Genomic DNA, 24,177 nt, shown 5'->3' with positions numbered 1-24,177 from the left:
TTCGCCGTTCGGCTTGCTTGCCGGCAGGCTGCTTACTTCCGGAGCAGGCTGCGCAGCACGTACTGCATGATGCCGCCGTTGCGGTAGTAGTCGGCCTCACCGGGGGTGTCGATGCGGACGACCGCGTCGAACTCACGGCGTACATTGTCGGCTTCGCCGGGGGCCGTGTCGGTGGTGACCTTGACCGTGCGCGGCGTGGTGCCGTTGTTCAGCTCCTCGACGCCGGTGAAGGAGAAGGTCTCCTCTCCGGTCAGGCCGAGGGAGGCGGCCGAGGCGCCCTCGGGGTACTGGAGCGGGAGCACGCCCATGCCGATCAGGTTCGAGCGGTGGATGCGCTCGTACGACTCGGCGATGACGGCCTTGACGCCGAGGAGCGCGGTGCCCTTGGCGGCCCAGTCGCGGGACGAGCCGGAGCCGTACTCCTTGCCGGCCAGGACGACCAGCGGGATGCCCTGCTCGATGTAGTTGCGCGAGGCGTCGTAGATGAACGACACCGGGGCGTCGTCCTGCGTGAAGTCGCGGGTGTACCCGCCTTCCGTCCCCGGCGCGATCTGGTTGCGCAGGCGGATGTTGGCGAACGTGCCGCGGATCATGACCTCGTGGTTGCCGCGGCGCGAGCCGTAGCTGTTGAAGTCACGACGCTCCACACCGTGCTCGGTGAGGTACGTGCCGGCCGGGGTGTCGGCCTTGATGGCGCCGGCCGGGGAGATGTGGTCGGTGGTGACCGAGTCACCCAGCTTGGCCAGGACGCGGGCGCCCGTGATGTCGGAGACGGGGGTGGTCTCCACCGTCATGCCCTCGAAGTACGGGGGCTTGCGGACGTACGTCGACTCCGCGTCCCACTCGAAGGTGTTGCCGGTCGGGATCGACAGCGCCTGCCACTGGGCGTCGCCCGCGAAGACGTCCTGGTAGGACTTGTTGAACATGTCCTCGCCGATGGCGTTCGCCACCACGTCGTTGACCTCGGCCTCGGAGGGCCAGATGTCCCTGAGGTGGACCGGGTTGCCGTCCTGGTCGATGCCCAGGGCGTCCTTGGTGATGTCCACCTTCATGGAGCCGGCCAGGGCGTACGCGACGACCAGCGGCGGGGACGCCAGGTAGTTCATCTTGACGTCGGGGTTGATCCGGCCCTCGAAGTTCCGGTTGCCGGAGAGGACCGCGGTGACCGCGAGGTCGTGGTCGTTGACGGCCTGGGAGACCTCGTCCGGCAGCGGGCCGGAGTTGCCGATGCAGGTGGTGCAGCCGTAACCGACGAGGTTGAAGCCGACCTTGTCGAGGTACGGGGTCAGACCGGCCTTGTCGAAGTAGTCCGTCACGACCTTGGAACCCGGAGCGAGGGTGGTCTTGACCCACGGCTTGCGGGTCAGGCCCTTCTCCACGGCCTTCTTCGCGACCAGCGCGGCGGCGACCATGACGTACGGGTTGGAGGTGTTGGTGCAGGAGGTGATGGCCGCGACCGTCACCGCACCGTGGTCGATCTCGTACGTCGAACCGTCGGGGGCGGTCACGGTGACCGGGTTGGACGGGGCGCCGTTGGGGTGGTTGGCCGGGGAGTCGGAGGCCGGGAAGGACTCCTTGCCCGCCTCGTCGACGTCGTCGACGTAGTTGCGGACGTCCGTCGTGAACTGCTCGGCGGCGTGCGCGAGGACGATGCGGTCCTGCGGGCGCTTCGGGCCGGCGATGGACGGGACGACCGTGGACAGGTCCAGCTCGAGCTTCTCGGAGAAGTCCGGCTCGGCCTTCGGGTCCAACCAGAGGCCCTGCTCCTTGGCGTACGCCTCGACAAGCGCGAGCTGCTGCTCGGAGCGGCCGGTGAGCTTCAGGTACTTGATCGTCTCGTCGTCGATCGGGAAGATCGCGGCGGTGGAGCCGAACTCCGGCGACATGTTGCCGATGGTGGCACGGTTCGCGAGGGAGGTGGCGGCGACGCCCTCACCGTAGAACTCGACGAACTTGCCGACGACACCGTGCTTGCGGAGCATCTCGGTGATGGTCAGCACGAGGTCGGTGGCGGTGGTGCCGGCGGTGAGTTCACCGGTGAGCTTGAAGCCGACGACGCGCGGGATGAGCATGGAGACCGGCTGGCCGAGCATCGCGGCCTCGGCCTCGATGCCGCCGACGCCCCAGCCCAGCACGCCCAGGCCGTTGACCATGGTGGTGTGCGAGTCGGTGCCGACGAGGGTGTCGGGGTAGGCCTGGCCGCCGCGGACCATGATCGTGCGGGCCAGGTGCTCGATGTTCACCTGGTGGACGATGCCGGTGCCGGGCGGGACGACCTTGAACTCGTCGAACGCGGTCTGGCCCCAGCGCAGGAACTGGTAGCGCTCGCGGTTGCGGCCGTACTCCAGCTCGACGTTCTGCGCGAAGGCGTCGCTCGTGCCGAACTTGTCGGCGATGACGGAGTGGTCGATGACCAGCTCGGCCGGGGCCAGCGGGTTGATCTTCGCCGGGTCGCCGCCGAGCTCCTTGACGGCCTCACGCATGGTGGCGAGGTCGACGACGCAGGGCACGCCGGTGAAGTCCTGCATGATCACGCGGGCCGGCGTGAACTGGATCTCCTGCGACGGCCGGCCCTGGGAGTCCCAGCCGCCGATGGCGCGGATGTGGTCGGCGGTGATGTTGGCGCCGTCCTCGGTACGGAGCAGGTTCTCCAGGAGAACCTTGAGGCTGTACGGCAGGCGGGCCGATCCCTCCACCTTGTCCAGCCGGAAGATCTCGTACGACTCGTCGCCCACCTGCAGCGTGCTGCGGGCGTCGAAGCTGTTCGCCGACACGACAGTCTCCTTCTTTTTTGTGCGCTTACCACCGCATCCTGCCGCCACGCCCTCTTGGCCGATCGCTGAGGTAAGGCTAAGTTAGGCACGCCTTACTGCCAGGCCCGGCGGAGGCGTGCGACTGCGGTACGCCTCGGCAGATATCTCGATGTCGAGATAACTCTAGTACATGGGCGCGGAATGGTCATGTCCGGACCCGTGTCCGCTTTCATCCCATCGGAGCGTTCGACAACGAACCCGGTCGGTTGCGTCATCGTGCCGTCGCCGATCGTGGCGCCTGCGCCGTCGCCGATTGTGACGCGCGCGCCGTCGCTTCCGCGTTCGCCGTCGTTGACGGCCCCTCACCCGAACGGACTACCCCAAGAGGCGCCATCTCATATCTGAGATAACCTCGACCTCATGGCAGACGACTACCTCGTACGCATCGGCAAGCTCATCCGTGACGCCCGGCAGCACCGGGGCTGGACACAGTCGCAGCTTGCCGAGGCGCTCGGCACCAGCCAGAGCGCCGTCAATCGCATCGAGCGCGGAAATCAGAACATCAGCCTTGAGATGATCGCTCGCATCGGTGAGGCACTGGACAGCGAAATCGTCTCTCTGGGCTACGCGGGCCCGATGCATCTGCGAGTGGTCGGCGGCCGTCGGCTCTCCGGCGCCATCGACGTGAAGACCAGCAAGAACGCGTGCGTGGCACTGTTGTGCGCCTCCCTGCTGAACCGGGGGCGCACAGTGCTGCGCCGGGTGGCCCGCATCGAGGAGGTGTACCGCCTGCTGGAGGTGCTCAACTCCATCGGCGTGCGTACCCGCTGGATCAACGACGGTGTCGACCTGGAACTGGTGCCGCCTGCCGAGCTGGACATGGCGGCGATCGACGCGGAGGCCGCCGTACGGACGCGGTCCATCATCATGTTCTTCGGTCCGCTGCTGCACCGTATGGACCAGTTCAAGCTGCCGTACGCCGGCGGCTGCGACCTCGGGACGCGGACCATCGAGCCGCACATGATCGCGCTGCGCCGCTTCGGGCTGGACATCGCCGCGACGGAGGGCCAGTACCACGCGCGGGTCGACCGGTCGGTCCGCCCCGAGCGCCCGATCGTGCTGACCGAGCGCGGCGACACCGTGACGGAGAACGCGCTGCTGGCCGCCGCCCGGCACGACGGTGTCACGGTCATCCGCAACGCCTCCTCCAACTACATGGTCCAGGACCTCTGCTTCTTCCTGGAGGCCCTGGGCGTCAAGGTGGAGGGCATCGGCACCACCACGCTCACCGTGCACGGCATCCCGACCATCGACGTCGACGTCGACTACTGCCCCTCCGAGGACCCGGTCGAGGCGATGAGCCTGCTCGCCGCCGCCGTCGTCACCGAGTCGGAGCTGACGGTCCGCCGGGTGCCCGTCGAGTTCCTGGAGATCGAGCTGGCGGTCCTGGAGGAGATGGGCCTCGACCACGACCGCACACCGGAGTACCCCGCCGACAACGGCCGCACCCGGCTGGTGGACCTCACCGTCCGGCCCTCCAAGCTGGAGGCGCCGATCGACAAGATCCACCCGATGCCGTTCCCCGGCCTGAACATCGACAACGTCCCCTTCTTCGCGGCCATCGCGGCCGTCGCGTCGGGCAAGACGCTGATCCACGACTGGGTCTACGACAACCGGGCGATCTATCTCACCGACCTGAACCGGCTGGGTGGCCGGCTCCAACTCCTCGACCCGCACCGCGTGTTGGTGGAGGGCCCGACCCGCTGGCGCGCCGCCGAGATGATGTGCCCGCCCGCCCTACGACCCGCCGTGGTCGTCCTGCTCGCGATGATGGCAGCCGAGGGCACATCCGTGCTGCGCAACGTGTACGTCATCAACCGGGGGTACGAGGATCTGGCGGAGCGGCTGAACTCGATCGGGGCGCAGATCGAGATCTTCCGGGACATTTGACATGAGGATGCCGCCGCACACCGTCTGACCTGCGGCTTAGCGGGTCAGGGAGGGGTGCGGCGGCATCTCTGGGACTTCTCTGGGACTTTGGGCCCGCGGTGGGCTACGAGCCACGCTCCACAGGTCCTGCCGACCGGCCACGGCTACGCGAAAACCGCGTCGATGGCGGCGCTGCCTCGTGCGCCCGCGCGGGGCAGGAAGTGGGAGTACTTCCGCAGCGTGAACCCGGGGTCGGAGTGCCCCAGCCAGCGTGCCAGGGAGACGACCGATTCGCCAGCCTCCAGTTCCTCGGAGGCGTAGAAGTGGCGCAGGGCGTGGAAGCCGTGCTCCCGGGATGGCTCCCACACGCGAGCGCCGTTTGTGTTGCCCTCCTCCAACTGAGCGATCACGCCGGCCTCAGCCAGAGCGGGCTTCCACACGTAGGAGTTGAAGTAGTTCCGGTTGATGGCCTTCCGTTCGCGGCACCGTCGCCGCAGCGATGCGGCACCTGGCCGCGAAGGGTCCGAGATACTGTCTTCGGAGAAGACAAGTCCCAGGTCAGAACCCACAATGCGCCCGCCGTACTCGCTGCCGTCCGCGACCTGATCCGCAGCGCACATCAAGCTCGCCGGATACGTCAACACCGCCGCCGGACGCCGAGCCCACACCGACCGCCCAAGCGTCCTCACCCTCTACGGCATCACATGATCAAACCGGACGAGTCCGGCAAACGCCGGGGCCCTGCAGGGAAGATGGCACGCGAACGCGACCCCTGTTCATGATCTTTGGCTTCGAGAACCTTGATCATCGGGAGTCGCGTTCGTCATTTCCAGTCGGGCACATCGACCACGGTGCACCAGACAGGGGCGAACCCCACCATCTCTATACCTGAGAACGCATCAGCCCTGGGGCCGTCGGAATAGGACCCGAGCCACGGGTACCTCGTCGGCGGCCTACTTCACCTCTGAGGGGGCCGGGGATCAGCGATGGTCTCCGGCTACCCGACCATGCCGGGACGATCATCTACGTCTGGTCCGCGTATGTGCCTGGCGGACCCTGCCGCCCTGTTCCGGGATATCGAAGTTGGCGGCCCACCACAGATTCCGGATCCAGCCCTGACATCGTCCGGTCACGTCGGCAGATCCCTTCCGCCTTCTTCTGAACGGCCCGCGTCAGGGGGCGAGTCGGATGCGTTCGCCGGTGGTTGCGGCGCGTTCGATGCTATCGAGGAGGCGGTGGCGGCGTACGGCGTGCCCGAAGTCGGGTGCGGTGCGGGTCCCCTCGGTCAGGTCGTCGTGGAGGTCGGCGTACGCGTGGGCCAGGGCGTAGCCGGGTTCGTCGGAGCGGCCTGCAAGGGAGGGGACCCACTCGTAGGTGTCAGGGACGGCGAGTGCGGTGAGTCGGGCGTCGTTGCCGCGGGCGCCGTGCAGGGTGACGGGTGCCAGCTGCAGGTGCCCGCTGGGCGCGGTGACGATGAGATCGCCGTCGGTTCCGTTGATCTCCCAGTGGAAGTTCGTCCCGCGGGAGGAGCCTCCGCGGTAGTGGACGGAGGCGACGGCCCCGGTCTCCAGGACTCCCGTGACCGCGACCTGGTCGGCCGTCGTCATGGTCGTGCTCTCGCCGGTCTCGGCGTTGGTGACGCGGGGGCGGCGGACCGCCGTGGTGGCGGTGATCTCGGTGAACTCACCAAGGACCGTCGACAGCGCGTCGATGGTGTGTCCGAAGGGGATGGTGAGCATGGTGGCCCCGTTGTCCCGGTCGAGCAGGTACTCGCTGCCGGAGGGGAACGTGGGTCCCCAGGCACCGCCGGAGGCGATCATGCTGGTGGACAGCACCTCGCCGACGTAGCCCTCGGCGACCAAGTCGCGCGTATACCGCAGGGCGGAGCTGGCGCGGGCCTGGAGGCCCACGAAGCCGCGGACGCCCGCACGGGCGGCGAGCCCCGCCAACTCCTCCGCTTCTGCAAGGCCGTTGGCCAGGGGCCACTCGCACAGGACGTTCTTGCCCGCGTGCAGTGCCGCCTCGACGAGCCTCCGGTGGTGGGGGACCTTCACGGTCACCACCACCAAGTCCACTTCGTCGCGACGCACCAGTTCCTCGGCGCTGCCGAAGGCCAGTGGGATGCCGTACTTCTGCCCGGCAGCCCTGGCGGACTCGGCGCTGCTGGCGCTCAGCGCGCGCAGTTCGAACTTTCCCTTCAGCGCTTCCAGGGCGGGCACATGGGCGCGGGCGGCCCAGCCGCCGCGCGCGCTCAGCCCGATGATGCCGACGCCCACGGGAGATTGGAGTGGTTCGGCGGCTGAGACGGTGAATGACATGGTGGTGGGTCTTCTCTTCCTGCCGGTGACGAGCGCAGCGGGCTCTTACGCGTCGAGGATGCTGGGGGTGTCGTGCAGGACCACGCTCTGCTGCAGCGGAACCCGCTCCGTGCGGAGCGTGTTCACCGGTGCGGCCGGGTCAGCCATGCCGAAGGAGATGCCGAACAGCAGCTTGAGCTCCGCGGGGACGCCCAGGAACTCGCGGACGGTGTCGGCGTAGACGCCGAGTACGGTCTGCGGGATGCCGGCCAGCCCCCGGGCCGACAGTGAGAGCAGGAAGTTCTGCGCGTACATGCCGATGTCGCCGGCCGTCCGCACCCCGTCTCCGAGTGCCGGCATGAACAGGAAGGCGGCATGGGGGGCGCCGTAGAACTCCAGGTTCTCGCGGACCGCCGCCCTCCTGCCGTGCCGGTCCGAGCGCTCGACGCCCCGGGCCCGGTAGACACTCGCGCCCAGGGCTTTCGACCGCTCGAGGTAGATGCCCTCCTCGCCGTAGCCGTCGGTGAAATCGGGGGAGGTCCGTCCCTCCTCCTCTGCCTGGAGCAGCTCTTTGGCCAGGGCGTCCCGTGCCGAACCCGAGACGACGTGCACGGTCCACGGCTGGGTGTTGCTGTTCGAGGGGGCCGTCTGTGCGTCTTCCAGCACGCCGCGGATGTCGGAAGGGGACAGGGCGGTGGGCAGGAACCGTCGGGGGGAGCGTCGGGAGCGTGCGATGTCGGTGAAGGCTGATGTGGTGCCGGGCAAGGCGGTTCCTCTCCGTGGCGCGCAGTCCCCGCTTCGGCCACCGCGGCGCGGCGCAGTACGGCAGGCCACGCAAGGAGGCAGCCGGCGTAAGGGCCGGGTGCGGACGCACCCTTGCGGGCACCGGCGTGCTTGCGGATGCTCGCAGGCAGCGGCGTGCCGGGACTGCAGGCCGCAGCGCGGGGCTGTGCGCTCTTCGTGTTCGTCGTGTGTGTTCGTGGCGGGCCGGCGCTGCCGCCCTCGTGCCGTTGCGTGCACGAGAGCCCTGTCGGGTGACTCAGCGGTGGGCGGCGCGGTTCATCTCGACGATGTCGTCCAGGGTGGCCGTGGCCGGGCGGGCGGCGAGGCGCTCCGGGAGGCTGTCGCGGATGGCGGCGTCCTTGGCGCGGTCGGCCGCGGCCAGGGCCGCCGGCAGCTCGTCGAGGGTCAACTCGGTGCAGTAGGCGGGGCTGTTCGGCTGCTGGCGCCAGGAGTCGGCCAGCGTGCCGGCGTCGTAGGGGTCGAAGCCGGTGTCGTCCACAAGCTGCATCGCCACCCGCCGCGCCTCCTCAAAGTCGCCGGCGACCGGAATGGCGAGGCGGCCGGGCGTTCCGGCCGGAACGCCCCGGGTCCGCTGGGTTTCGGCCAGGGCGGCGTTCCACGCCTTGACCACGGGGCGCCCCAGCTGCTTCGCGTTCCACACGCTCTCGACCTCGCCGTTGTCCACGGCCTCGATCTGCCCGCTCAGGAACGGATAGTAGTTCGAGGTGTCGATGACGACCGTCTCGGCGGGGACCGAGGCGAACAGGCCGGCCAGCTCCCCCGCCACCCCGAAGGGGATGGCCAGGACGATGACGTCCCGGCCCTGGACGGCGTCGGCGAGGTCCGTCGCACGGGCCCCGGATTCCAGCACCTCCGCCCGGACGGCCTCGGGGCCGCGGGCGTCGGCCACCTGGACGTCGTGACCGGCCGTGCTGAGCTTGGCAGCGAGGTTCCCGCCGATGGCGCCAGCGCCTATAACAGTAATTTTCATGATTTGTCCTTTAGTTGGTTGCACTGCCCCTGAGGGCAATGTGAAGGCCGGGTGGTGGTACCACCTGGTGTTGCGGGGTCGGGGCGGGGGCCTGACGTTTACGCCTGGGTGCCCCGCTCGCGGTAGCCGCTCGCGATGAGCGTGCGCAGCCGGTCGAGCGGCTCCCCCTCGGTGCCGGTGCCCTTGATCCAGGCAACGGAACAGGCCGCGAGGAACAGGTCGTGCCCGCGCACCGACGCGCGCACGCGCCCCGCGAGCTGCGCGGCTCGCACGTACTCATCGGTGGCGGAGATGAGGATGTCGCAGGGAATCGTGAGCGGGCTGTCCGGCTCCTGCGCCCTGGCCGCGGCCATGAGTGGTTCCGGAAGGCCGCTGTAGGCGCTGAAGTAGTCCTCCATCGCCCGCAGCCACTGCTCCAGCGCCTCGGCGGGGTCGTCGAGCTGCTCGATGTCCGCCTGACGGGCCACCAGCTCCTCGGAGCGCGTCTGCAGCACGGCCGCCAGCAGCGCCTCCCGGGTGGGGAAGTGCCGGTACAGGGTGCCGGGCCCGACGCCCGCCTCCTTGGCCACCGCCTCGAGGGAGGTGCCGACGCCGTGCTGCAGGAAGTGACGCTGCGCGGTCTCCAGGAGGGCAGCGCGGTTGCGCTGGACGTCCGCGCGGGGCTTGCGTCCCCGCAGTTCACCGGCGCTCATGCGCCCTCCTGCCTGTCCTGATCCTGCGGCCACATCAAAACGGATGCTGCCTCCGTATGCATTCGAGAGTAAAACGGAGGCGGCATCCGGTCAAATCGGCGGCCCGGCCACGGCGCCCGGACAGCACAGGGGGCCCACCTGTCCGGCCGCAGCGCGCAGAGCAAGAGCCGTGCGGAAGTGGGTGGTATCACCAGCGCCCCCGACCGGGTCCGGGACACAGGTCTCCAACCTGTTCGACCCCTCCTGCGCCGAGCCCTGACCCGTCTCCCGGCCCATGACGTCAGGGGGTGAGCTGCTGGTGCCCTATGACGGAGAGCAGTTCGAGCTTGCTGTGGCTCTCCGTGCCGGGGCGAGTGGTCAGCACCACCAGGGTCTGGGCGCGGTTCTCGGTGAACAGAACCTGGGCGTCGACGTCGATGCGGCCGAGTTCGGGATGAACGATGGTCTTGCAGTCGTCGTAGCGTTGCGCGACCTCCTGCAGTTCCCACATGCGGACGAACTCGGGGCTGTGTTCCTGGAGTTCGGCGACGATCCGGGCGGCTCGGGGGATGTCGCTGCCGGCTGTCAGCGCGGCCCGCAAGCGAGCCGCCTGGGCGCGGCCGTGGCGTTCGTGGCTCTCCTCGGGAACCATCAGACGCTCGGCCGGGTCCATGAACCAGCGGTAGTAGCCGCTGCGGGCCAGACCGGTGTGGCGGGTCTGGTCGCCAAGCAGCGCCACGGCCAAGGGGTTCATCGCGAGGGTGTCGAACAGATCGGTCTGCACCATGGCCGGGGAGTCGTCCAGACGGTCCAGGACCCGCATCAGCGGCGGGCTGACATGTTCGGAGCGGTGGAAGCGGGCCGGGGCGTTGTGGCCGATGAGGACGAAGAGATGGTCGCGCTCGTCCAGGGACAGCCGCAGCGCCCGGGCGAGAGCCGTGGTGATCTGGACGGAAGGCTGGGGAGCACGCTGCTGTTCCAGCCGGGCGTAGTAGTCGGTGGACATGCCGGCGAGCTGCGCGACCTCCTCGCGGCGCAGTCCTTGGGTACGCCTGCGCGGCCCCTCGACCAGCCCGACGTCGCGGGGCCGCAGCGTCTCACGCCGGTGGCGCAGGAATTCCGCCAGTTCCTTCTTGTCCATGTCCCCATCCTCGCCGTATCGAGGCCGGCTATCCAGAGACTGCCAATCCATGGCTGAGCAGCCCTCTCCCACCCGCGCGGAGCCGCCCATGAGCGAGGCCGATGCCGAGGTCGCTCGCCGCAGGAAGACCCGATGGGCCCTTGACCTGCATGACCCGCTGGGAAATTCGCCGGCCATCGGCGGCACACCGCGGGCCACCGGTATGGAAGGCGGCCGGCGGCGACAGTCCCCCGTCGACGGCGCCGACGCTTTGGGAGCGGCCCCGGGCCTCGTCGGCCGGCCTGGCCGAGACGACGATGTGGACCGTGTCGGCCAGTCGCTCGCCTGCCCGACGGCACTCAGGACGGAGCCGGGGCGCCTCCCGTGCGACGAGCGTGGCGACGCCGAAGACGCTTCCTCACCGTTCCGCGTCTTGAGGCCCTCCCCCGAGGCGTTCCAGTTGCGTTCGCCCATGATGTGGCCCAACAGGACCTGCCCGCTTGCGGTTGTTCCGCGTAGGCCACTACAGGTCGGTCAGCTGCTGGCGACCATGGCGAGGACGTCGTCGTAGGTACCGGTGGCCACCGCGTCGCGGATGAACCTGGCGGGCTCGACGACGATCTCCTTCGCGTCGGGCTTCTCGCGCAGCAGGTCGAGAGCCTGGGTGAGGAAGTCGTCCAACGGCATGGCGTGCTCGTTGTCCTCCTGGCCCAGCAGGGTCGTGCGCACGCCCGGCGGGACCACCTCGATCACCTGGACGCCGGCGTCGGCACCGGCGAGCTGGATGCGCAGGCTCTCGGAGAAGGAGTGCAGCGCGGCCTTGGTCGCGCTGTAGGTCGGGGTGCTCGGGTACGGGACGAAGGCCAGCGCGGAGCTGACGTTCATGACGACCGCGTCGTCCTTGCCCGCGAGCAGGGGCAGGAAGGCGTACGTCATCCGGATCGTGCCGAGCAGGTTGACCGTGACGTGATCCTCGGCGACCGGGAGGTCGGCCGGGGCGAGAAGGTTTTCCCGCAGCATGATGCCGGCGTTGTTGACCAGGACGTTCAGCCCCGGGTGGCTCGCCGCCACGGTCTCGCGGGCCCGGGCAATCGAGTCTGGGTCCGCGACGTCGAGGACGAGCGCGTCGATGCCCGGGTGCTCGGTGGTGATCTCGTCGAGGAGTTCCTTGCGCCGGCCGGCGACGATCACCTTGTTGCCGGCCTCGTGCAGGCGCAGGGCCAGGCCGAGGCCGATGCCTGAGGTTCCGCCGGTGATCAGGATCGTGTTGCCGGTCATCTTCATGAGGATCTTACTCCTTCGGTACGGCGGGCCGGTGAGCGCCCGCAACTTCGACCGTAGGGGCGCCCGCGCAGGGGCGGGAGAGGAAGGTTTATCCATGGATCGGCGGTCTCTGCCTGGTGGGGTGATCTCACCAGCGGGTCCGGTGTCGCTTCGACCTCGCGGCATCCAAGGCCAGCCCTGGACGCGCCCGCACCGGCTTCCCCCTCCGACACAGGGAACAGAACGTCCAACCGCCACCGGACTAAGCCCCTCACAGGCGCACATCCGCCAACAGTGCTGGAATGCCCGGCGACCTCGGCGTCCCCCGCAGGCCCGGCGGTCGGTGCGGCTCATTGACGACCGTCCGCGACGTGACAGCGCAACGTGCCAACGATGCTCATCGGCGCCAAGTCGGTCGGGTCTCGTCCGCAAGCACCTGCTGTTGAACACGGGTCCGAGATCTGCTCTCGGATCGGAAGGCAACGACAGCGCACGTAGTTTGGGATATGGGGGTGGCGTCTGGTCAGAGAGGATCCGCGAGGTGCGCCCCTTCCCCGGGCTTTACCTCGGCGCTGAGACCTGGTCCCTGGGCGAGCGCCCAGCTGTGGAAGGAGACTCGAACGCGCCTTGCCCCGAACTGAGCCCGTCCAGCAGGAGGTCGCCGAGCTCGGAGAAGGCGTCGCCGGCGGTCAGGCCGGTGCTCTCCAGAAGAATCCCCGACTGGACGGCGTCGATGGTGACCGCTACGACCTGGGCGGCGAAGTGCCCGTTGAGGGCGCGGAAAACACCGGTCTGCACGCCTTCCTCGATCATCTGGTGGACCCGGTGCGCTGCGGCGGCAGAGTTCGTGCGGTAGATCTGTGCGGTCGGTTCGTAGCCGACCATGTCGTCGTAGAAGGCGTTGGAGTGGCGGCGCATGGCGGTGCCGACGCCGGTGAGGTAGACCCGGATGCGCTGCCTGGGGTCGGGCTCGGCCTGGACAGCCTGCTCGATCTCGGCGGTCGCGTCCCGGAAGAAGGCGCGGGTGACCGCCAGTACCAGTTGTTCCTTCGTGGAGGCCAGGCTGTACAGCGTCGCCTTGGAACACCCCAGGCGTTGGGCGAGTTCGTCCATGGTGACCGCGGTGAAGCCTTCGGTCAGGATGATGGTCTCGGCCTGGCGCAGCAGTTCCTCCTGCCGACGGGTGTCGACGACCCGCTTGCGTGCCGTGCGGCGCGGGCGTCGGTCACGTGGGTCAGGTTGGGCCGTCACCGCAGCAGTCTCCCATCAGCGTCTCCGCCGGAAGCGGCGGGTGGTCGTCCGGCCGGAAGGCCGACCAAATGGGTACTAACGTACCGCCTAACGTACCCGAGTGGAGTGTTCCGATGAGTGACGTTCAGACAAGGGTGCCTGACTGACTCGAAGGCGATGTCCGCGGCAGCAGCGGATCACCTTCGACATCGACAGGACCTGGCTCTCTTGAGCCTCCGGCTCCAGACGCTCTCGTACGACCAAGGCGCCAGGCAACCTCGGACGCGGTGACGAACACACCCTGCATCCCGGTCCAAGGACCATGACGAGACGATCACGGCTTGCACAAATACTGACCGGGTCGGCGGCGTTACTCATTCTCGACGATCACCTCACACGGGAGCAGGCGTGGACGTTTCCCGCTACGGGGGTCCGCCCGGCTCGATGTCATCACCACCGCGGTGATGACCCGGAGTATCGCTCGATATCAGTGAGACGCATGATCACCAGCCCGGTCAGCGGGGCTGGGCCGGACGATGAAGGCCGATGCAGCTGCACTGATCACCTGTTCGTCCGCCGGGTTCGCGGTTACCGGATCGAGGATCCGATGGAGATGCCGCCGTCGACGTCGAGGACGATGCCGGTGATGTAGCCGGCGGCCTCGCTGGCGAGGAAGGCGGCGGCTTCGGCGATGTCCTCGGGTCGGCCGGTGTGGCGCATGGGGATCTTGTTGGTGAGTTTGTCGCGGGCGGGGCCGTTCATGGAGGCGAGCATGGGGGTCTCGATGAGGCCGGGGGCGATGGCGTTGGCGGTGATGCCGTGGCGGGCGCCTTCGAGTGCGAGGGTGCGGGTCATGCCGACGATGCCGGCCTTGGCGGCCACGTAGTTGGTCTGGCCGAAGTTCCCGCGCCAGGACATGGAGGAGAAGCTGACGATACGGCCGTAGCCCTGGCGTTTCATGGGGCCGAAGGCGGCGCGGGCGCAGTGGAAGCCGCCGGTGAGGCTGACGTCGATGACGGCGTGCCAGTCGTCGTCGGTGATGTCCTCGACGCGGTTGTCTCGGATGATGCCGGCGTTGTTGACCAGGACGTCGAGGCGGCCGAGGTCGGCGGTGATGCCGTTGATCCAGGTGTTGACCTGGGCCGAGTCGGTCACGTCGACCACGTCGGTGCGGTGTTTCGTGTCGTGGGCGTCGGTGAGGGTTCCGGTGGCGTCGGTGAGGGCCTGTTCGTTGACGTCGGCGAGCGCGACCACGGCGCCCTCGGCGGCGAATCGGGTCGCCATGGCGAGGCCGAGACCTTGTGCGGCCCCGGTGATGGCGACGACGCGTCCCTGGTAGCGATTCACTTGCTGTCTGCTTTCGTGGTGGGGGGAGTGAGGAAGGTCCGCAGGGCGTCGGCCACCGAGCTCGCGGACCAGTTGTCGGCGAAGGTGGCCAGTTCCTCGCGCAGGGCCTGTTCGGGGTCGATGCCGTCGATGCGGTGCAGCAGTGTCTTGAGGTGTTGCTGGGCGGGGCTGTGGCGGTCGGCCAGCTGGTGGCAGACGCGGGTGGCGGTGGCGCCGAGGTCGGCCTCGGGCACGATCGCGTGGATCCAGCCAGTGTTCTCGAAGGCGGTGGCAGGGAGCAGTTCGCCGGTGAGGAGGAGCCAGCGGGACAGGCCCCGTCCGACCGCCTGGGGCAGCCGGACGCTCGACCCGCCGGCCGGTACCAGGCGCCGCTGGAGGTGGCCGTCGCCGATGAGCGTGGTGTCGGCGGCGACGACGACATCGCAGGCCAGGGCGAGTTCGAGGCCCCCGGCGACGGCGTGACCGTGCAGCACAGCGACCCAGGGTTTGGGACTGGCCGCGATACGGGTGAAGCAGGCCGAGACGTCGGCCAGGAAGTCGACCGGGTTGTCGCCCCGGTCGTGGAGTTCGAGGAACTGGTGGAAGTCACCGCCGGCACAGAAGCTCCGCCCGTTGCCCGCCACCGCGATGACCGCAGTCTCGGGATCGGCCTCGGCGCTGGTGATCTGCTTGTCCAGGGCCTCGATGAGGGTGATGTCCAGGGCGTTGCGCCGCTCGGGGCGGTTGAGCAACAGCCGGCGGACGGGGCCGTGTTGCTCCACGAGCAGGGGTTCCATGCCGGTCAAGGTCACTCCGGGGTGGTGAGTTCGGTGCGTCGGCGCTTGCGCAACAGGTAGCGCTGGGTCTTGCCGCTCGGTGTCTTGGGCAGGGCGTCGATGAAGTGGATGTGGCGCGGGTAGGCGTGGGCTGCGTAGCGGGTCTTGACCAACTGCTGGAGCTCCCAGGCCAGTTCGGGTGAGCCCTCGGTGCCGTCGCGCAGGACGACGTACGCCTCGATGACCTCGCCGCGGACCTCGTCGGGTGCGCCGATCACGCTGCACTCGACGACGGCTGGATGCTGGGCCAGCACGCTCTCGATCTCGAACGGCCCGATGCGGTACCCGGCCATGATGATGACGTCGTCGTCGCGGGAGGAGAAGAAGAAGTCGCCGTCGGCGTCGACGCGTCCGGCGTCGCCGGTGAGGTAATAGCGGCCGTCGGGGGTGAACTTGGAGCCGCTCTGCCCGGGGATCTGGTAGTCGCGGAAGGTCATCAGCGGGCTTCCAGCGACGTCGATCGCGACCCGGCCGAGCACGTCCGGTCCGGCGGGTTCGTCCTTGTCGTCGGCCAGGACGGTCAGGCTCCAGCCGGGTACCGGGCGGCCCATCGATCCGGTCTTGAGCGGGCGGGCGAGTTCGGGGTGGTGGTGGTTGGCCAGGGGCATGCCGACCTCGGTCTGGCCGAAGTGGTCGTGCACGGCCAGGCCGAGCGTGGCGCTTGCCCACTCGTTGACCTCGGGGGTCAGGGGCTCGCCCGCGCTGGACGCCCGCTCCAGGCGCAGGCCCTTAGGCACCGGCACGGACGAGGAGCGCAGCCCCCGGTACACGGTGGGTGCTGCGGTGAAGTCGGTGACCCGGTGGTCGACGAGGGTGCGCCAGGTCGTCTCGGCAGAGAACCCGCCGGTCAGCAGCAGGCTGGGGATGCCGGCGGCCATGGGGGCGACGATGGCGGAGTACAGCCCGTAGGCCCAGCCCGGGTCGGCGGCACACCAGTAGCTGCTATCCGGGGTGACGCCCAGGGCGTACTCCAGATAGATCTGCCACCCCGTGATGTAGGAGACGGGGTGGATGACGCCCTTGGGCTTGCCCGTGGTGCCGGAGGTGAACATGTGCACCAGGGGTCCGTCCCCACTGGTTATGATGGCGGGCAGCGGCTCCGGAGACGCGGCCGCGACGAGGTCGGCAAGGAGGATGTCGCCGCGCGACGTGTCGGTTCCGGTGACCACTACACGGCGCTGGGGGTCGTCCTGCATGTCCGGGCCGGGGTCGAGCTTGTGACGCTGGTCCGGGTCCACAACCACGACATGTGCACCCGCGCCCTCCAGACGCAGGGCGATGCCCTGGGGTGCGAACGCGGTGAACAGTGGGACGTAGACCGCGCCCAGCCGCCAGGATGACGGTGACCAGGTCGGCGCTCTTGCCCATCAGGGTTGCCACCCTGTCGCCCGGGCCGACCCCGAGCCCTTGCAGGGCCCTTGCGTACCGGTGCGAGTTTGCGGCGAGTTCGCCGTACGACAGCGTCGAAGCCTTGCCGTCGCTGCCGACGACGGTGAACGCGACGCGGTCGGCGGGGTGTCGGTCGCACAGCAGCTCGGCCACGCTGAGGGAGGGAGCCGCGAAGGTCGCGGTCAGTTCGGTGACCCGGTCGGCGGCGCTCACGACTGGTCCTTGCGGTCGATGATGGGCAGCACCAGGCGGCTGGGGTGATTCGGTCCGTGGTGGATGTGGACCCACGCCGTCCTTCAACCCGGGACTGGAACCTTCCGGGCACCGCACTCCAAGGCGTTCTATCGATCTGGCCCTGGTTCGTCGGCCAGCAGCCGCGCGATTCCCGCTGGACTGAACACGTTCTGCGTGGCGAGGGCGATGCCGCCGTGCAGTCCAGAGGCGCCCTTGAGCTGGGTCGCGGTGATGGTCAGTTTGCGGGTGGCCAGAGGTAGGGCGCGCTGGTACACGGCGGCCCGTACGGCGGACACGAGGTCGTCGCGGAGTTGGCTCAGGGGGCCGGCCAGCACCACGGTGCGCGGGTTGAGCATATGGACCAGCATGGCCACGACCTCGCCGATCTCGGTGGCGGCCTGGCGTACGGTGTGCAGCGCGGTCGGGTCGGCGTTGGCGATGCGCTGGGCGAGTTCGCGGGTGCCGTGGAGTGGGTCGTCGGCGGTCGACTCGGGGATGCCGAGGCCGCGCAGGATCGCCCGGTGGGAGGCCAGGGCGCCGACGCAGCCGATGTTGCCGCAGGCGCACAGGACGTTGCTGCCGCTGACGGCCCTGATGTGCCCGATGTCGCCGGCCGCTCCGTCCGCGCCGCGGTACACCTCACCGCTCGCCGCGATGAGACCCGAGCCGATGCCGGTCGAAATCTTTATGCAGAGCAGCGGTGTTTCCATCCGGGCCTGAGCGACCTCCCCCATGGCCATCAGGTTGACGTCGTTGTCCACCACGACGGGAGCGTGGAGGCGTTCCCGGAGGTGTTCGGCCACCAGGTAGCCGTCCCAGCCCGGCATACCGGTCGGCTGGACCGCGCACCCCTGTTGGAAGTCCACCGGCCCGGGCAGACCGACGACGACCTCACGCATGCGGCCGGGATCACGGCGGTGCTTCTCCAACAGGCTCTGCAGCCGTTCGGTCACCGCGTCCAGTACCGCCTGCGGGCCGGCGTCGATCCGGACGCCCACGGTCTCCTGCGCGATGACCCGCCGGCTCAGGTCGGCGATGGCGACCTGTGACTCCGAGGTGTCGACGTCCACCGCGGCGACGGTCCCGGCGTGCGGGCTGATCGTCAGCACGCGGGGCGGCCGGCCCCGGACGGACCGTCTGGACTCGACCTCCTCCAGGATGCCTGTGCCGACCAGGTGGTCGACCTGCTGCCCTACGGTCGAGCGGGCCAGGCCGCTGCGCCGGGCGATCTCCGCTCGGTTCGTCGCCGCCCCCGACACCACGAGGCCCAGCACGCGGCGCAGCGCGAGGGGCACCGGCGCGGGCCCCGCCACTTCCTCCGTGTAGCCGTCATCTTTATGCATTGCGGTGAACTTAACGCCACCACCTCATGACCGTCAATACGTGCGGTTGCGCCTGGCACAGATACTGATCAGTCCGACAAGTTGGCGAACTTTCTACCCCTATTAGGCCCGAAAGAAAATTAATTAGCCCTCTTGTGCTCTTCACTCGAACTAAACGAGGGTGATGCGCAACGCGGCTCTCAGACCGCGGTCGGTCGCTGGAAAACGGAGGTGCGCCGATGAACGGTTCCATTCAGGCCGTGGTGGTGGGGGCCGGGATGATCGGCGCGGTGCACGCCGCCGCGATCCGTGCCGCGGGCGGAGAACTGGCCGGTGTGGTCGCCTCGACCCCCGAGCGCAGCGCCCAGGTCGCGAAGGCCTGGAACGTGCCGGCCCGCTACCGGGACCTTGACTCCGTTCTCGCCGACGACAGCGTCCGCGTCGTCCACGTCTGCACGCCGAACGCCCTGCACGTGGAGCAGGCGGAGGCGGCCCTCGCCGCCGGTAAACACGTCATCTGTGAGAAGCCGCTCGCCACGTCGGCCGCCGAAGCGGAACGCCTGACCCGGCTGGCCGCGGAGGCGGACCTGCTGCTCGCCGTTCCCTTCGTCTACCGCTATCACCCGCTCGTGCGGGAGATCCGCGACCGCCGACTGCGCGGAGACTTCGGGGCCTGGCAGCTGATCCACGGCAGTTATCTGCAGGACTGGATGCTGTCCGGGGACGCCATGTCCTGGCGGGTCGATCCGGCCGACGGCGGCCCCTCACGGGCGTTCGCGGACATCGGCTCGCACTGGTGCGACCTCGTCGAGTGGGTCGCCGGAGTCCGCTTCACCGAGCTGACCGCGCGACTCGGCACGACGGTCCCCACCCGGCCCACCGGTACCGGCACCAGTTTCGCGACTCTCTCCGATGGGCCGCGGGTCGAGGTCCGTACCGAGGACGTCGCGACCGTGCTCCTGCGTACTGAAGGCGGCGTCCTGGGCACGCTGACCGTGTCCCAGGTGTCGGCGGGCCGCAAGAACCGGCTGTGGTTCGAGCTCGACGGTGCGGACGGCAGTGCGGTCTTCGACCAGGAGAACCCCGAGACGGCCTGGCTCGGCGCCCAGGACGGCGCACGCCTGATCGTCCGCGACCCCGGCCACGGCTCGGCCGAACAGCGGCGGCTCTCCCGGCTGCCGGCCGGACACTCCCAGGGTTACGCGGACTGCTTCACCTCGTTCGTGGCCGACGCGTACGCCGCGATCAGGGGCGAGAAGCCCGAGGGTCTGCCGACCGGCGCGGACGGCGTACGCGCGGCCCATGTCGTCGAAGCCGTACTGAGCTCCGACACCTCGCTCACCTGGACCGACATCGCCCCATCACGCGCGGTCATGCCGGCCCGCGCATGACATCCGTAGCTCTGGAGACCACCCCATGAAACTCGGCATGCTCACCGCCTGCCTGCCCCAGCAGTCCCTGCCGGAGATCGCCGCCTGGGCGAGCCGGGCGGGATACGAGGCCCTGGAGGTCGCCGCCTGGCCGCGCGCCGGCGGCCGGGACTTCGAGGCCGCGCACCTCCCGGTGACCGGCTTCGGCTCCCGCGAGGCCGACCAGACACGGGCGCTCATGGAGCGCCACGGCCTCGATATCTCCGCGCTCGCCTACTACGAGAACAACCTCCACCCCGACCCCGAACGCAGGGCCGCGATCCACACCCACCTCAAGGCGGTCGTGGATACGGCTGCCGCCCTGGAGGTCCCGTACGTCGGCACCTTCGTGGGCCGCGACTGGACCCGCCCGGTGGCGGCGAACCTCGACGACGCGGAGAAGGTCTTCCCCGAACTCGTCGAGTACGCGGGGGAGCGGGACGTACGGATCATCATCGAGAACTGTGTGATGGAGGGCTGGCACCCGGACGGCTATCCGGGCAACCTCGCCTACTCGCCGGAGTTGTGGGAGTGGATGTTCTCCCTCGGTCTGTACCTCAACTGGGACCCCTCCCACCTGACCTGGATCGGCATCGACCCCGTCACCACGATTGCGCCGTACGCCGACCGCATCGTCCACGCCCAGGCCAAGGACCTGCAGATCCTGCCCGGCAAGGCCGACCGCTACGGCTTCTTCGGCAAGGCGGTCCGCCGCGAGGACCCCTGGGACACCGGCTGGTGGCGCTACCGCGTCCCGGGCCGCGGCCAGGTGGACTGGAACGCCGTCGTGGACGCCCTCTACGAGAACGGCTTCACCGGCACGCTCTCCGTCGAGCACGAGGACCCCGTCTGGAGCGGCACCGAGGAGCGGGTCAAGAACGGGCTGGAGATCGCCCACCGGACGCTGCGGCCTCTCATCATCGCCTGACACCTCACCCATTGTCTGACACCTCGTCAACTCCCTACGAACCGCAGGAGATTCATGGACCGGCAACGAACACGGCACCGCATCGGGATACTGGGCGCCGGCAACATCTTCGGCCGCTACGTCGAGGGCCTGCGCACCTTCCCGGAGCTCGAAGTCGTCCGGGTGGCCGACGTCGACACCGCCCGCGCCCGACAGGCCGCGACCGAGTACGGCATACCGGCGTGGAGCGACGCGGACGAACTCCTCCACGACGACACGGTCGAGATCGTCGTCAACATCACCCCGCCGCAGTTCCACGCGAAGACCGTCATCGCGGCGCTGGAGGCAGGCAAGAACGTCTACGTCGAAAAGCCGCTCGCGGCCACGGTGGAGGAGGCCCGCGAGGTCCTCGCCGCCGCCGCGAGCAGCACGGCGCTGCTGGGGTCCGCCCCTGACACCTTCCTCGGCAGCGCTGTGCAGACGGCCCGGCACGCGATCGACACCGGCCGGATCGGCGAGGTCGTCGGAGCCACCGCCTTCGTGCGCTCCAGCCGCGCCGAGACCTGGCATCCCGACCCGCGCGCCTTCTACGGCCCCGGCGGCGGTCCGGTCCTGGACATGGGCCCCTACTACCTGGCCGCGCTCGTCAACTGCCTCGGCCCGGTCGCCCAGGTGTCCGCCGCCACCCGCATCGGTGCGAGGACGCGCACGGTCACCAGCCCCGACCGTGTGGTCGACGAGGTCACCGTCGAGGTGCCCACCCACGCCTCGGCCACCCTCACCTTCGCCTCCGGCGCCATCGCCACCACCCTGATGAGCTTCGACGTCTGGGACACCGAACTCCCGCGCATCGAGATCTACGGCACTGAAGGCACCCTCTCGCTGCCGAACCCCAACTTCTTCGACGGCGACGTACGCCTCAAGCGGCACGGCGACGACGAGTGGCAGGTGCTCACCCCGGTCACCGAACTCTTCGGCGCCGTCGGCACTCCCGAGCAGCACCGCCGCGGACTGGGCGTACAGGACCTCGCCGACGCGCTCGACGGCGGGCCGCATCGTGCGAACCCGGAGTTCGCCTTCCACACGCTCGAGGTGCTGGCGAGCTTCGAGACCTCCCAGCGAGAGAAACGTTTCGTCTCCCTGGAGAGCAGCTGCGAGCGCCCCGAACCCCGCACCGCCGCCCCAGCCCACCGTTGAAAGGACCACAGACCATGAAGATCAGGCAGGACCGACTCGCCATCAACCCGCTGCAGTGGGTCGCGAGCGCCGACGGCTGGATCGACCCCACGCTCGCCCCGCCGCTCGGCCGGCAGCTCTCGGTCATCCGCGACGCCGGCATCACCGCCCTCCACAGTGCCGTCCCCGGGGACATGACCCCCAAGGAGTACGCCGCCCAGCTCGCCGAATACGGCATCAGCCCGGCACCCGGCTACATCCCCGTCCGTCTCACCGACGACGCGACCGAGCGGCAGACCTTCCGCGACACCGCGGCCCGCGTCGCCGCACAGCACGCGGCACTCGGCGTACCCACCGTCTTCCTCGCCATGGGGATGGCCAAGGACGCCGAGCGCGTGGCCCGGCCCGCCGTCGGCCACCTCGCCGAGCAGGGACGACTGGAACGCGTACGGGATCTGTTGGCCGAGATCGCCGGAATCATCCGAGCCGAAGGCATCACCCCGGCCTTCCACCCGCACGTGGGCACCTGGGCCGAGACCGAGCTGGAGACCCGCTTCATCCTCGACACCGTCGACGCCTCCGTCCTCGGATTCGGACCCGACATGGGCCACCTGGCCTGGGCGGGCGCCGATCCGGCACAGCTCGTACGCGACTACGCGGACCGGGTGGCGAGCGTCCACATCAAGGACCTGGACCTGGGCCTCGCCGCGCAGGCCAGGGAAGCCGGCTGGGACTACCGCAAGACGGTCCTGGCGGGGCTGTGGTCGGAGCCGGGGCACGGAAACGCCGACATCGAGGGCTTCGTCGGCGCGCTGCCCGACGACTTCGACGGCTGGCTGATCGTCGAGGTCGACCGGGGCGCCCGGCCGACGCCGGACGAGAGCGTGCGGCTCTGCGGCGAGTGGGCCGCGCGGCAGGCGTAGGCATGACCGAGTTACGCGGCGCGACAGCAGTACCGGCAGTGCACGGCCGGCAGCGGGGCGACCCCGGGGGACAGCCAGGAGATTGAATTGAGACAGGCGGAGAGAACATGCGCAAGACAATCGCTTTCATCGGCGCCGGAATCCTGACAGCCACGGTCGCGGCCTGTGGTGGCGGCAGCCAAGCCGCCGGCAAGGACAAGACCCTGACGCTCGCGGAGTCGGTCACGGCCACACCGTGGGATCTGGCCAAAGCGAGCATGGGCCCCGAGGCCCAGTACTACCAGCCGGTGTACGACACGCTGATCCGGCTGAACACCAAGGGGGAGCCCACCCCCAACCTGGCCACCTCGTGGTCGTACGACAAGCCGCAGACCACGCTGACGCTGAAGCTGCGCAAGGGGATCAAGTTCACCGACGGCACCCCCCTCGACGCCGACGCGGTCAAGCAGAGCCTGCTGCACACCAAGAGCGGCACGGCCAGCGCGGCCGGCGAGATCCAGGACATCACCGGCGTCGACGTCGTCGACGCGCAGACCGTCGCCATCAGGCTGAGCCACCCCACCGCGGCCCTGCTGCCCGCGCTCGGTCAGGTCTCCGGCATGATCGTCAGCCCGAAGGCGCTGGAGAACCCGAAGTCTCCGGTGGGCTCGGGACCGTACAAGCTGGACGCGGCCGCCACCACCGCCGGGCAGACGTACACCTACACGCGCAACGACGACTACTGGAACGCCAAGGCCTTCCCGTACGACAAGGTCGTCATCAAGTTCCTGGCCGACCCGACGGCGCGCACCAACGCCCTGCTGTCCGGTCAGCTCGACGGAGCCACTCTCAGCCTCAACCGGGTCAAGACCGTCAAGGGCCGGGGCCTGAACGTCGTCACCTACCAGCCCGGCGACGTCGAGGGCCTCTACATCTGGGACCGCGCCGGCAAGAAGGTGCCCGCCCTCGGCAAGCTGAAGGTCCGTCAGGCGCTGAACCACGCCTTCGACAAGGACTCCATCATCACGTCGGCCAAGACCGGCCTCGGCACGCCCACCACCCAGCTGTTCGCCAAGAACGAGGACGGCTACAAGGACGAGCTGAACGACGCGTACGCGTACGACCCGGCGAAGGCCAAGAAGCTGCTCGCGGAGGCCGGATACCCGAACGGCTTCTCCGTGACCATCCCTGACCTCTCCGCGAACTTCCCGCAGGAGCAGGCCGCGCTCGACCAGTCCCTCAAGGACATCGGCATCAAGGTCAAACTGGACACCCTGCCCACCGACCAGATCTTCAGCGCCATGCTCTCCGGCAAGTACGCCATGTCGTACTTCAAGCTGGGCGCGCCCACCGCCTGGGACAAGGTCCAGCTGGAGCTGACCAAGAAGTCGACCTGGAACCCCTTCAAGTACGACGACCCGAAGGCCGACGACCTCATCACCCGCATCGGGAACGCCACCGGGGCCACGCGCGAAGCGCTCTTCGAGGAGCTGAACACCTACGTCGTCGACCAGGCCTGGAACGCCCCCTGGAGCGTCCTCGCCAATGCGTACGCGACCGCGAAGGACGTCAAGGTGACGCCGCAGCCCGGCACCCAGTACCCGCCGATCTACAACTACGCGCCGGCGAACTAGCCGTC

The 24,177-nt window shown here is 69.1% G+C and carries 19 protein-coding genes and 3 pseudogenes; 8 read left to right on the top strand and 14 right to left on the bottom strand.

Annotated elements, in window-relative coordinates; genetic code table 11:
- Positions 1–32 precede the first annotated feature (32 nt).
- On the bottom strand, positions 33–2,774 hold the full coding sequence (gene acnA / locus M2271_RS18125; protein ID WP_280888278.1) for an aconitate hydratase AcnA: 2,742 nt from the start codon (positions 2,772–2,774) through the stop codon (positions 33–35).
- A gap of 399 nt (positions 2,775–3,173) precedes the next feature.
- On the opposite strand from acnA, the gene M2271_RS18120 reads away from it, so the two are divergent.
- Positions 3,174–4,703 carry a UDP-N-acetylglucosamine 1-carboxyvinyltransferase gene (locus tag M2271_RS18120; protein ID WP_280888277.1) on the top strand — a complete coding sequence of 510 codons (1,530 nt, stop codon included), beginning with the start codon at positions 3,174–3,176 and terminating at the stop codon, positions 4,701–4,703.
- Positions 4,704–4,846: 143 nt separating this feature from the next.
- On the opposite strand, the gene M2271_RS18115 is transcribed toward M2271_RS18120, so the two are convergent.
- Positions 4,847–5,092, bottom strand: coding sequence for a hypothetical protein (locus M2271_RS18115; protein WP_280888311.1), 246 nt, complete (start codon positions 5,090–5,092; stop codon positions 4,847–4,849).
- 132 nt (positions 5,093–5,224) lie between these two features.
- On the opposite strand from M2271_RS18115, the pseudogene M2271_RS18110 reads away from it, so the two are divergent.
- Positions 5,225–5,390, top strand: a pseudogene (locus tag M2271_RS18110) (ISAs1 family transposase); the annotation flags it as partial.
- A 310-nt stretch (positions 5,391–5,700) separates the two neighbouring features.
- Positions 5,701–5,792, top strand: a pseudogene (locus M2271_RS18105) (IS5/IS1182 family transposase); the annotation flags it as partial.
- Between the two features lie 62 nt (positions 5,793–5,854).
- On the opposite strand, the gene M2271_RS18100 reads toward M2271_RS18105, so the two are convergent.
- From M2271_RS18100 to M2271_RS18045, 12 genes and pseudogenes are all read right to left on the bottom strand, one after another.
- Positions 5,855–7,000: a Gfo/Idh/MocA family oxidoreductase gene (locus M2271_RS18100; RefSeq protein WP_280888276.1), complete on the bottom strand. Its 1,146-nt coding sequence runs from the start codon at positions 6,998–7,000 to the stop codon at positions 5,855–5,857.
- A gap of 45 nt (positions 7,001–7,045) precedes the next feature.
- A complete protein-coding gene (locus tag M2271_RS18095; protein WP_280888275.1) occupies positions 7,046–7,744 on the bottom strand; it encodes a nitroreductase in 699 nt (232 codons plus the stop codon).
- A gap of 274 nt (positions 7,745–8,018) precedes the next feature.
- Positions 8,019–8,753: an NAD(P)-binding domain-containing protein gene (locus M2271_RS18090; RefSeq protein ID WP_280888274.1), complete on the bottom strand. Its 735-nt coding sequence runs from the start codon at positions 8,751–8,753 to the stop codon at positions 8,019–8,021.
- A 98-nt stretch (positions 8,754–8,851) separates the two neighbouring features.
- Positions 8,852–9,445, bottom strand: a complete 594-nt coding sequence (locus tag M2271_RS18085) for a TetR/AcrR family transcriptional regulator (protein WP_280888273.1) — start codon at positions 9,443–9,445, stop codon at positions 8,852–8,854.
- A 280-nt stretch (positions 9,446–9,725) separates the two neighbouring features.
- On the bottom strand, positions 9,726–10,565 hold the full coding sequence (locus M2271_RS18080) for a helix-turn-helix transcriptional regulator (RefSeq protein WP_280888272.1): 840 nt from the start codon (positions 10,563–10,565) through the stop codon (positions 9,726–9,728).
- 513 nt (positions 10,566–11,078) lie between these two features.
- On the bottom strand, positions 11,079–11,828 hold the full coding sequence (locus tag M2271_RS18075) for an SDR family NAD(P)-dependent oxidoreductase (RefSeq protein WP_280888271.1): 750 nt from the start codon (positions 11,826–11,828) through the stop codon (positions 11,079–11,081).
- A 540-nt stretch (positions 11,829–12,368) separates the two neighbouring features.
- The gene (locus tag M2271_RS18070) at positions 12,369–13,058 is read right to left on the bottom strand and encodes a TetR/AcrR family transcriptional regulator (RefSeq protein WP_280888270.1); all 690 of its coding nucleotides are present in this window, start codon (positions 13,056–13,058) and stop codon (positions 12,369–12,371) included.
- 567 nt (positions 13,059–13,625) lie between these two features.
- Positions 13,626–14,384 (bottom strand): SDR family NAD(P)-dependent oxidoreductase, encoded by a 759-nt coding sequence (locus M2271_RS18065; protein WP_280888269.1) that lies wholly within the window; start codon positions 14,382–14,384, stop codon positions 13,626–13,628.
- Positions 14,381–15,160, bottom strand: coding sequence for an enoyl-CoA hydratase/isomerase family protein (locus tag M2271_RS18060; RefSeq protein ID WP_280888268.1), 780 nt, complete (start codon positions 15,158–15,160; stop codon positions 14,381–14,383). Before M2271_RS18060 ends, M2271_RS18065 begins: the two co-directional genes overlap by 4 nt.
- An 11-nt stretch (positions 15,161–15,171) precedes the next feature.
- Positions 15,172–15,492, bottom strand: a complete 321-nt coding sequence (locus tag M2271_RS18055; protein ID WP_280888308.1) for a hypothetical protein — start codon at positions 15,490–15,492, stop codon at positions 15,172–15,174.
- A gap of 225 nt (positions 15,493–15,717) precedes the next feature.
- Positions 15,718–16,741: pseudogene (locus M2271_RS18050) on the bottom strand (AMP-binding protein); the annotation flags it as partial.
- A gap of 188 nt (positions 16,742–16,929) precedes the next feature.
- Positions 16,930–18,165: an ROK family transcriptional regulator gene (locus tag M2271_RS18045; RefSeq protein WP_280888267.1), complete on the bottom strand. Its 1,236-nt coding sequence runs from the start codon at positions 18,163–18,165 to the stop codon at positions 16,930–16,932.
- 218 nt (positions 18,166–18,383) lie between these two features.
- Between M2271_RS18045 and M2271_RS18040 the strand changes: the two genes are divergently transcribed.
- The 5 genes from M2271_RS18040 (at position 18,384) to M2271_RS18020 (ending at position 24,172) form a co-directional block, all read left to right on the top strand.
- On the top strand, positions 18,384–19,535 hold the full coding sequence (locus M2271_RS18040) for a Gfo/Idh/MocA family oxidoreductase (RefSeq protein WP_280888266.1): 1,152 nt from the start codon (positions 18,384–18,386) through the stop codon (positions 19,533–19,535).
- A gap of 25 nt (positions 19,536–19,560) precedes the next feature.
- Complete coding sequence (locus tag M2271_RS18035; RefSeq protein ID WP_280888265.1) at positions 19,561–20,481, top strand: sugar phosphate isomerase/epimerase; 921 nt, start codon at positions 19,561–19,563, stop codon at positions 20,479–20,481.
- Between the two features lie 54 nt (positions 20,482–20,535).
- Positions 20,536–21,657, top strand: a complete 1,122-nt coding sequence (locus M2271_RS18030) for a Gfo/Idh/MocA family oxidoreductase (RefSeq protein ID WP_280888264.1) — start codon at positions 20,536–20,538, stop codon at positions 21,655–21,657.
- A gap of 14 nt (positions 21,658–21,671) precedes the next feature.
- Positions 21,672–22,559 (top strand): sugar phosphate isomerase/epimerase, encoded by an 888-nt coding sequence (locus M2271_RS18025; RefSeq protein WP_280888263.1) that lies wholly within the window; start codon positions 21,672–21,674, stop codon positions 22,557–22,559.
- Between the two features lie 107 nt (positions 22,560–22,666).
- On the top strand, positions 22,667–24,172 hold the full coding sequence (locus M2271_RS18020) for an ABC transporter substrate-binding protein (protein WP_280888262.1): 1,506 nt from the start codon (positions 22,667–22,669) through the stop codon (positions 24,170–24,172).
- Positions 24,173–24,177 lie beyond the last annotated feature (5 nt).

This window comes from Streptomyces sp. LBL, assembly GCF_029893585.1.
In the GTDB taxonomy this organism is placed as follows: Bacteria; Actinomycetota; Actinomycetes; order Streptomycetales; family Streptomycetaceae; genus Streptomyces.
Note: the sequence above shows the minus strand (reverse complement) of the source record. Positions and strands in the feature narration are given on the sequence as shown.

Excerpts from the sequence above, each read along its gene's own strand:
- M2271_RS18025 (WP_280888263.1), top strand. The coding sequence starts at position 21,672 with ATGAAGATCAGGCAGGACCGACTCGCCATCAACCCGCTGCAGTGGGTC.
- M2271_RS18075 (WP_280888271.1), bottom strand. The coding sequence starts at position 11,828 with ATGAAGATGACCGGCAACACGATCCTGATCACCGGCGGAACCTCAGGC.
- M2271_RS18055 (WP_280888308.1), bottom strand. The coding sequence starts at position 15,492 with ATGGCCGGGTACCGCATCGGGCCGTTCGAGATCGAGAGCGTGCTGGCC.
- M2271_RS18085 (WP_280888273.1), bottom strand. The coding sequence starts at position 9,445 with ATGAGCGCCGGTGAACTGCGGGGACGCAAGCCCCGCGCGGACGTCCAG.
- M2271_RS18060 (WP_280888268.1), bottom strand. The coding sequence starts at position 15,160 with ATGGAACCCCTGCTCGTGGAGCAACACGGCCCCGTCCGCCGGCTGTTG.
- M2271_RS18120 (WP_280888277.1), top strand. The coding sequence starts at position 3,174 with ATGGCAGACGACTACCTCGTACGCATCGGCAAGCTCATCCGTGACGCC.
- M2271_RS18040 (WP_280888266.1), top strand. The coding sequence starts at position 18,384 with ATGAACGGTTCCATTCAGGCCGTGGTGGTGGGGGCCGGGATGATCGGC.
- M2271_RS18030 (WP_280888264.1), top strand. The coding sequence starts at position 20,536 with ATGGACCGGCAACGAACACGGCACCGCATCGGGATACTGGGCGCCGGC.
- M2271_RS18020 (WP_280888262.1), top strand. The coding sequence starts at position 22,667 with ATGCGCAAGACAATCGCTTTCATCGGCGCCGGAATCCTGACAGCCACG.
- M2271_RS18100 (WP_280888276.1), bottom strand. The coding sequence starts at position 7,000 with ATGTCATTCACCGTCTCAGCCGCCGAACCACTCCAATCTCCCGTGGGC.
- M2271_RS18080 (WP_280888272.1), bottom strand. The coding sequence starts at position 10,565 with ATGGACAAGAAGGAACTGGCGGAATTCCTGCGCCACCGGCGTGAGACG.
- M2271_RS18090 (WP_280888274.1), bottom strand. The coding sequence starts at position 8,753 with ATGAAAATTACTGTTATAGGCGCTGGCGCCATCGGCGGGAACCTCGCT.
- M2271_RS18045 (WP_280888267.1), bottom strand. The coding sequence starts at position 18,165 with ATGCATAAAGATGACGGCTACACGGAGGAAGTGGCGGGGCCCGCGCCG.
- M2271_RS18035 (WP_280888265.1), top strand. The coding sequence starts at position 19,561 with ATGAAACTCGGCATGCTCACCGCCTGCCTGCCCCAGCAGTCCCTGCCG.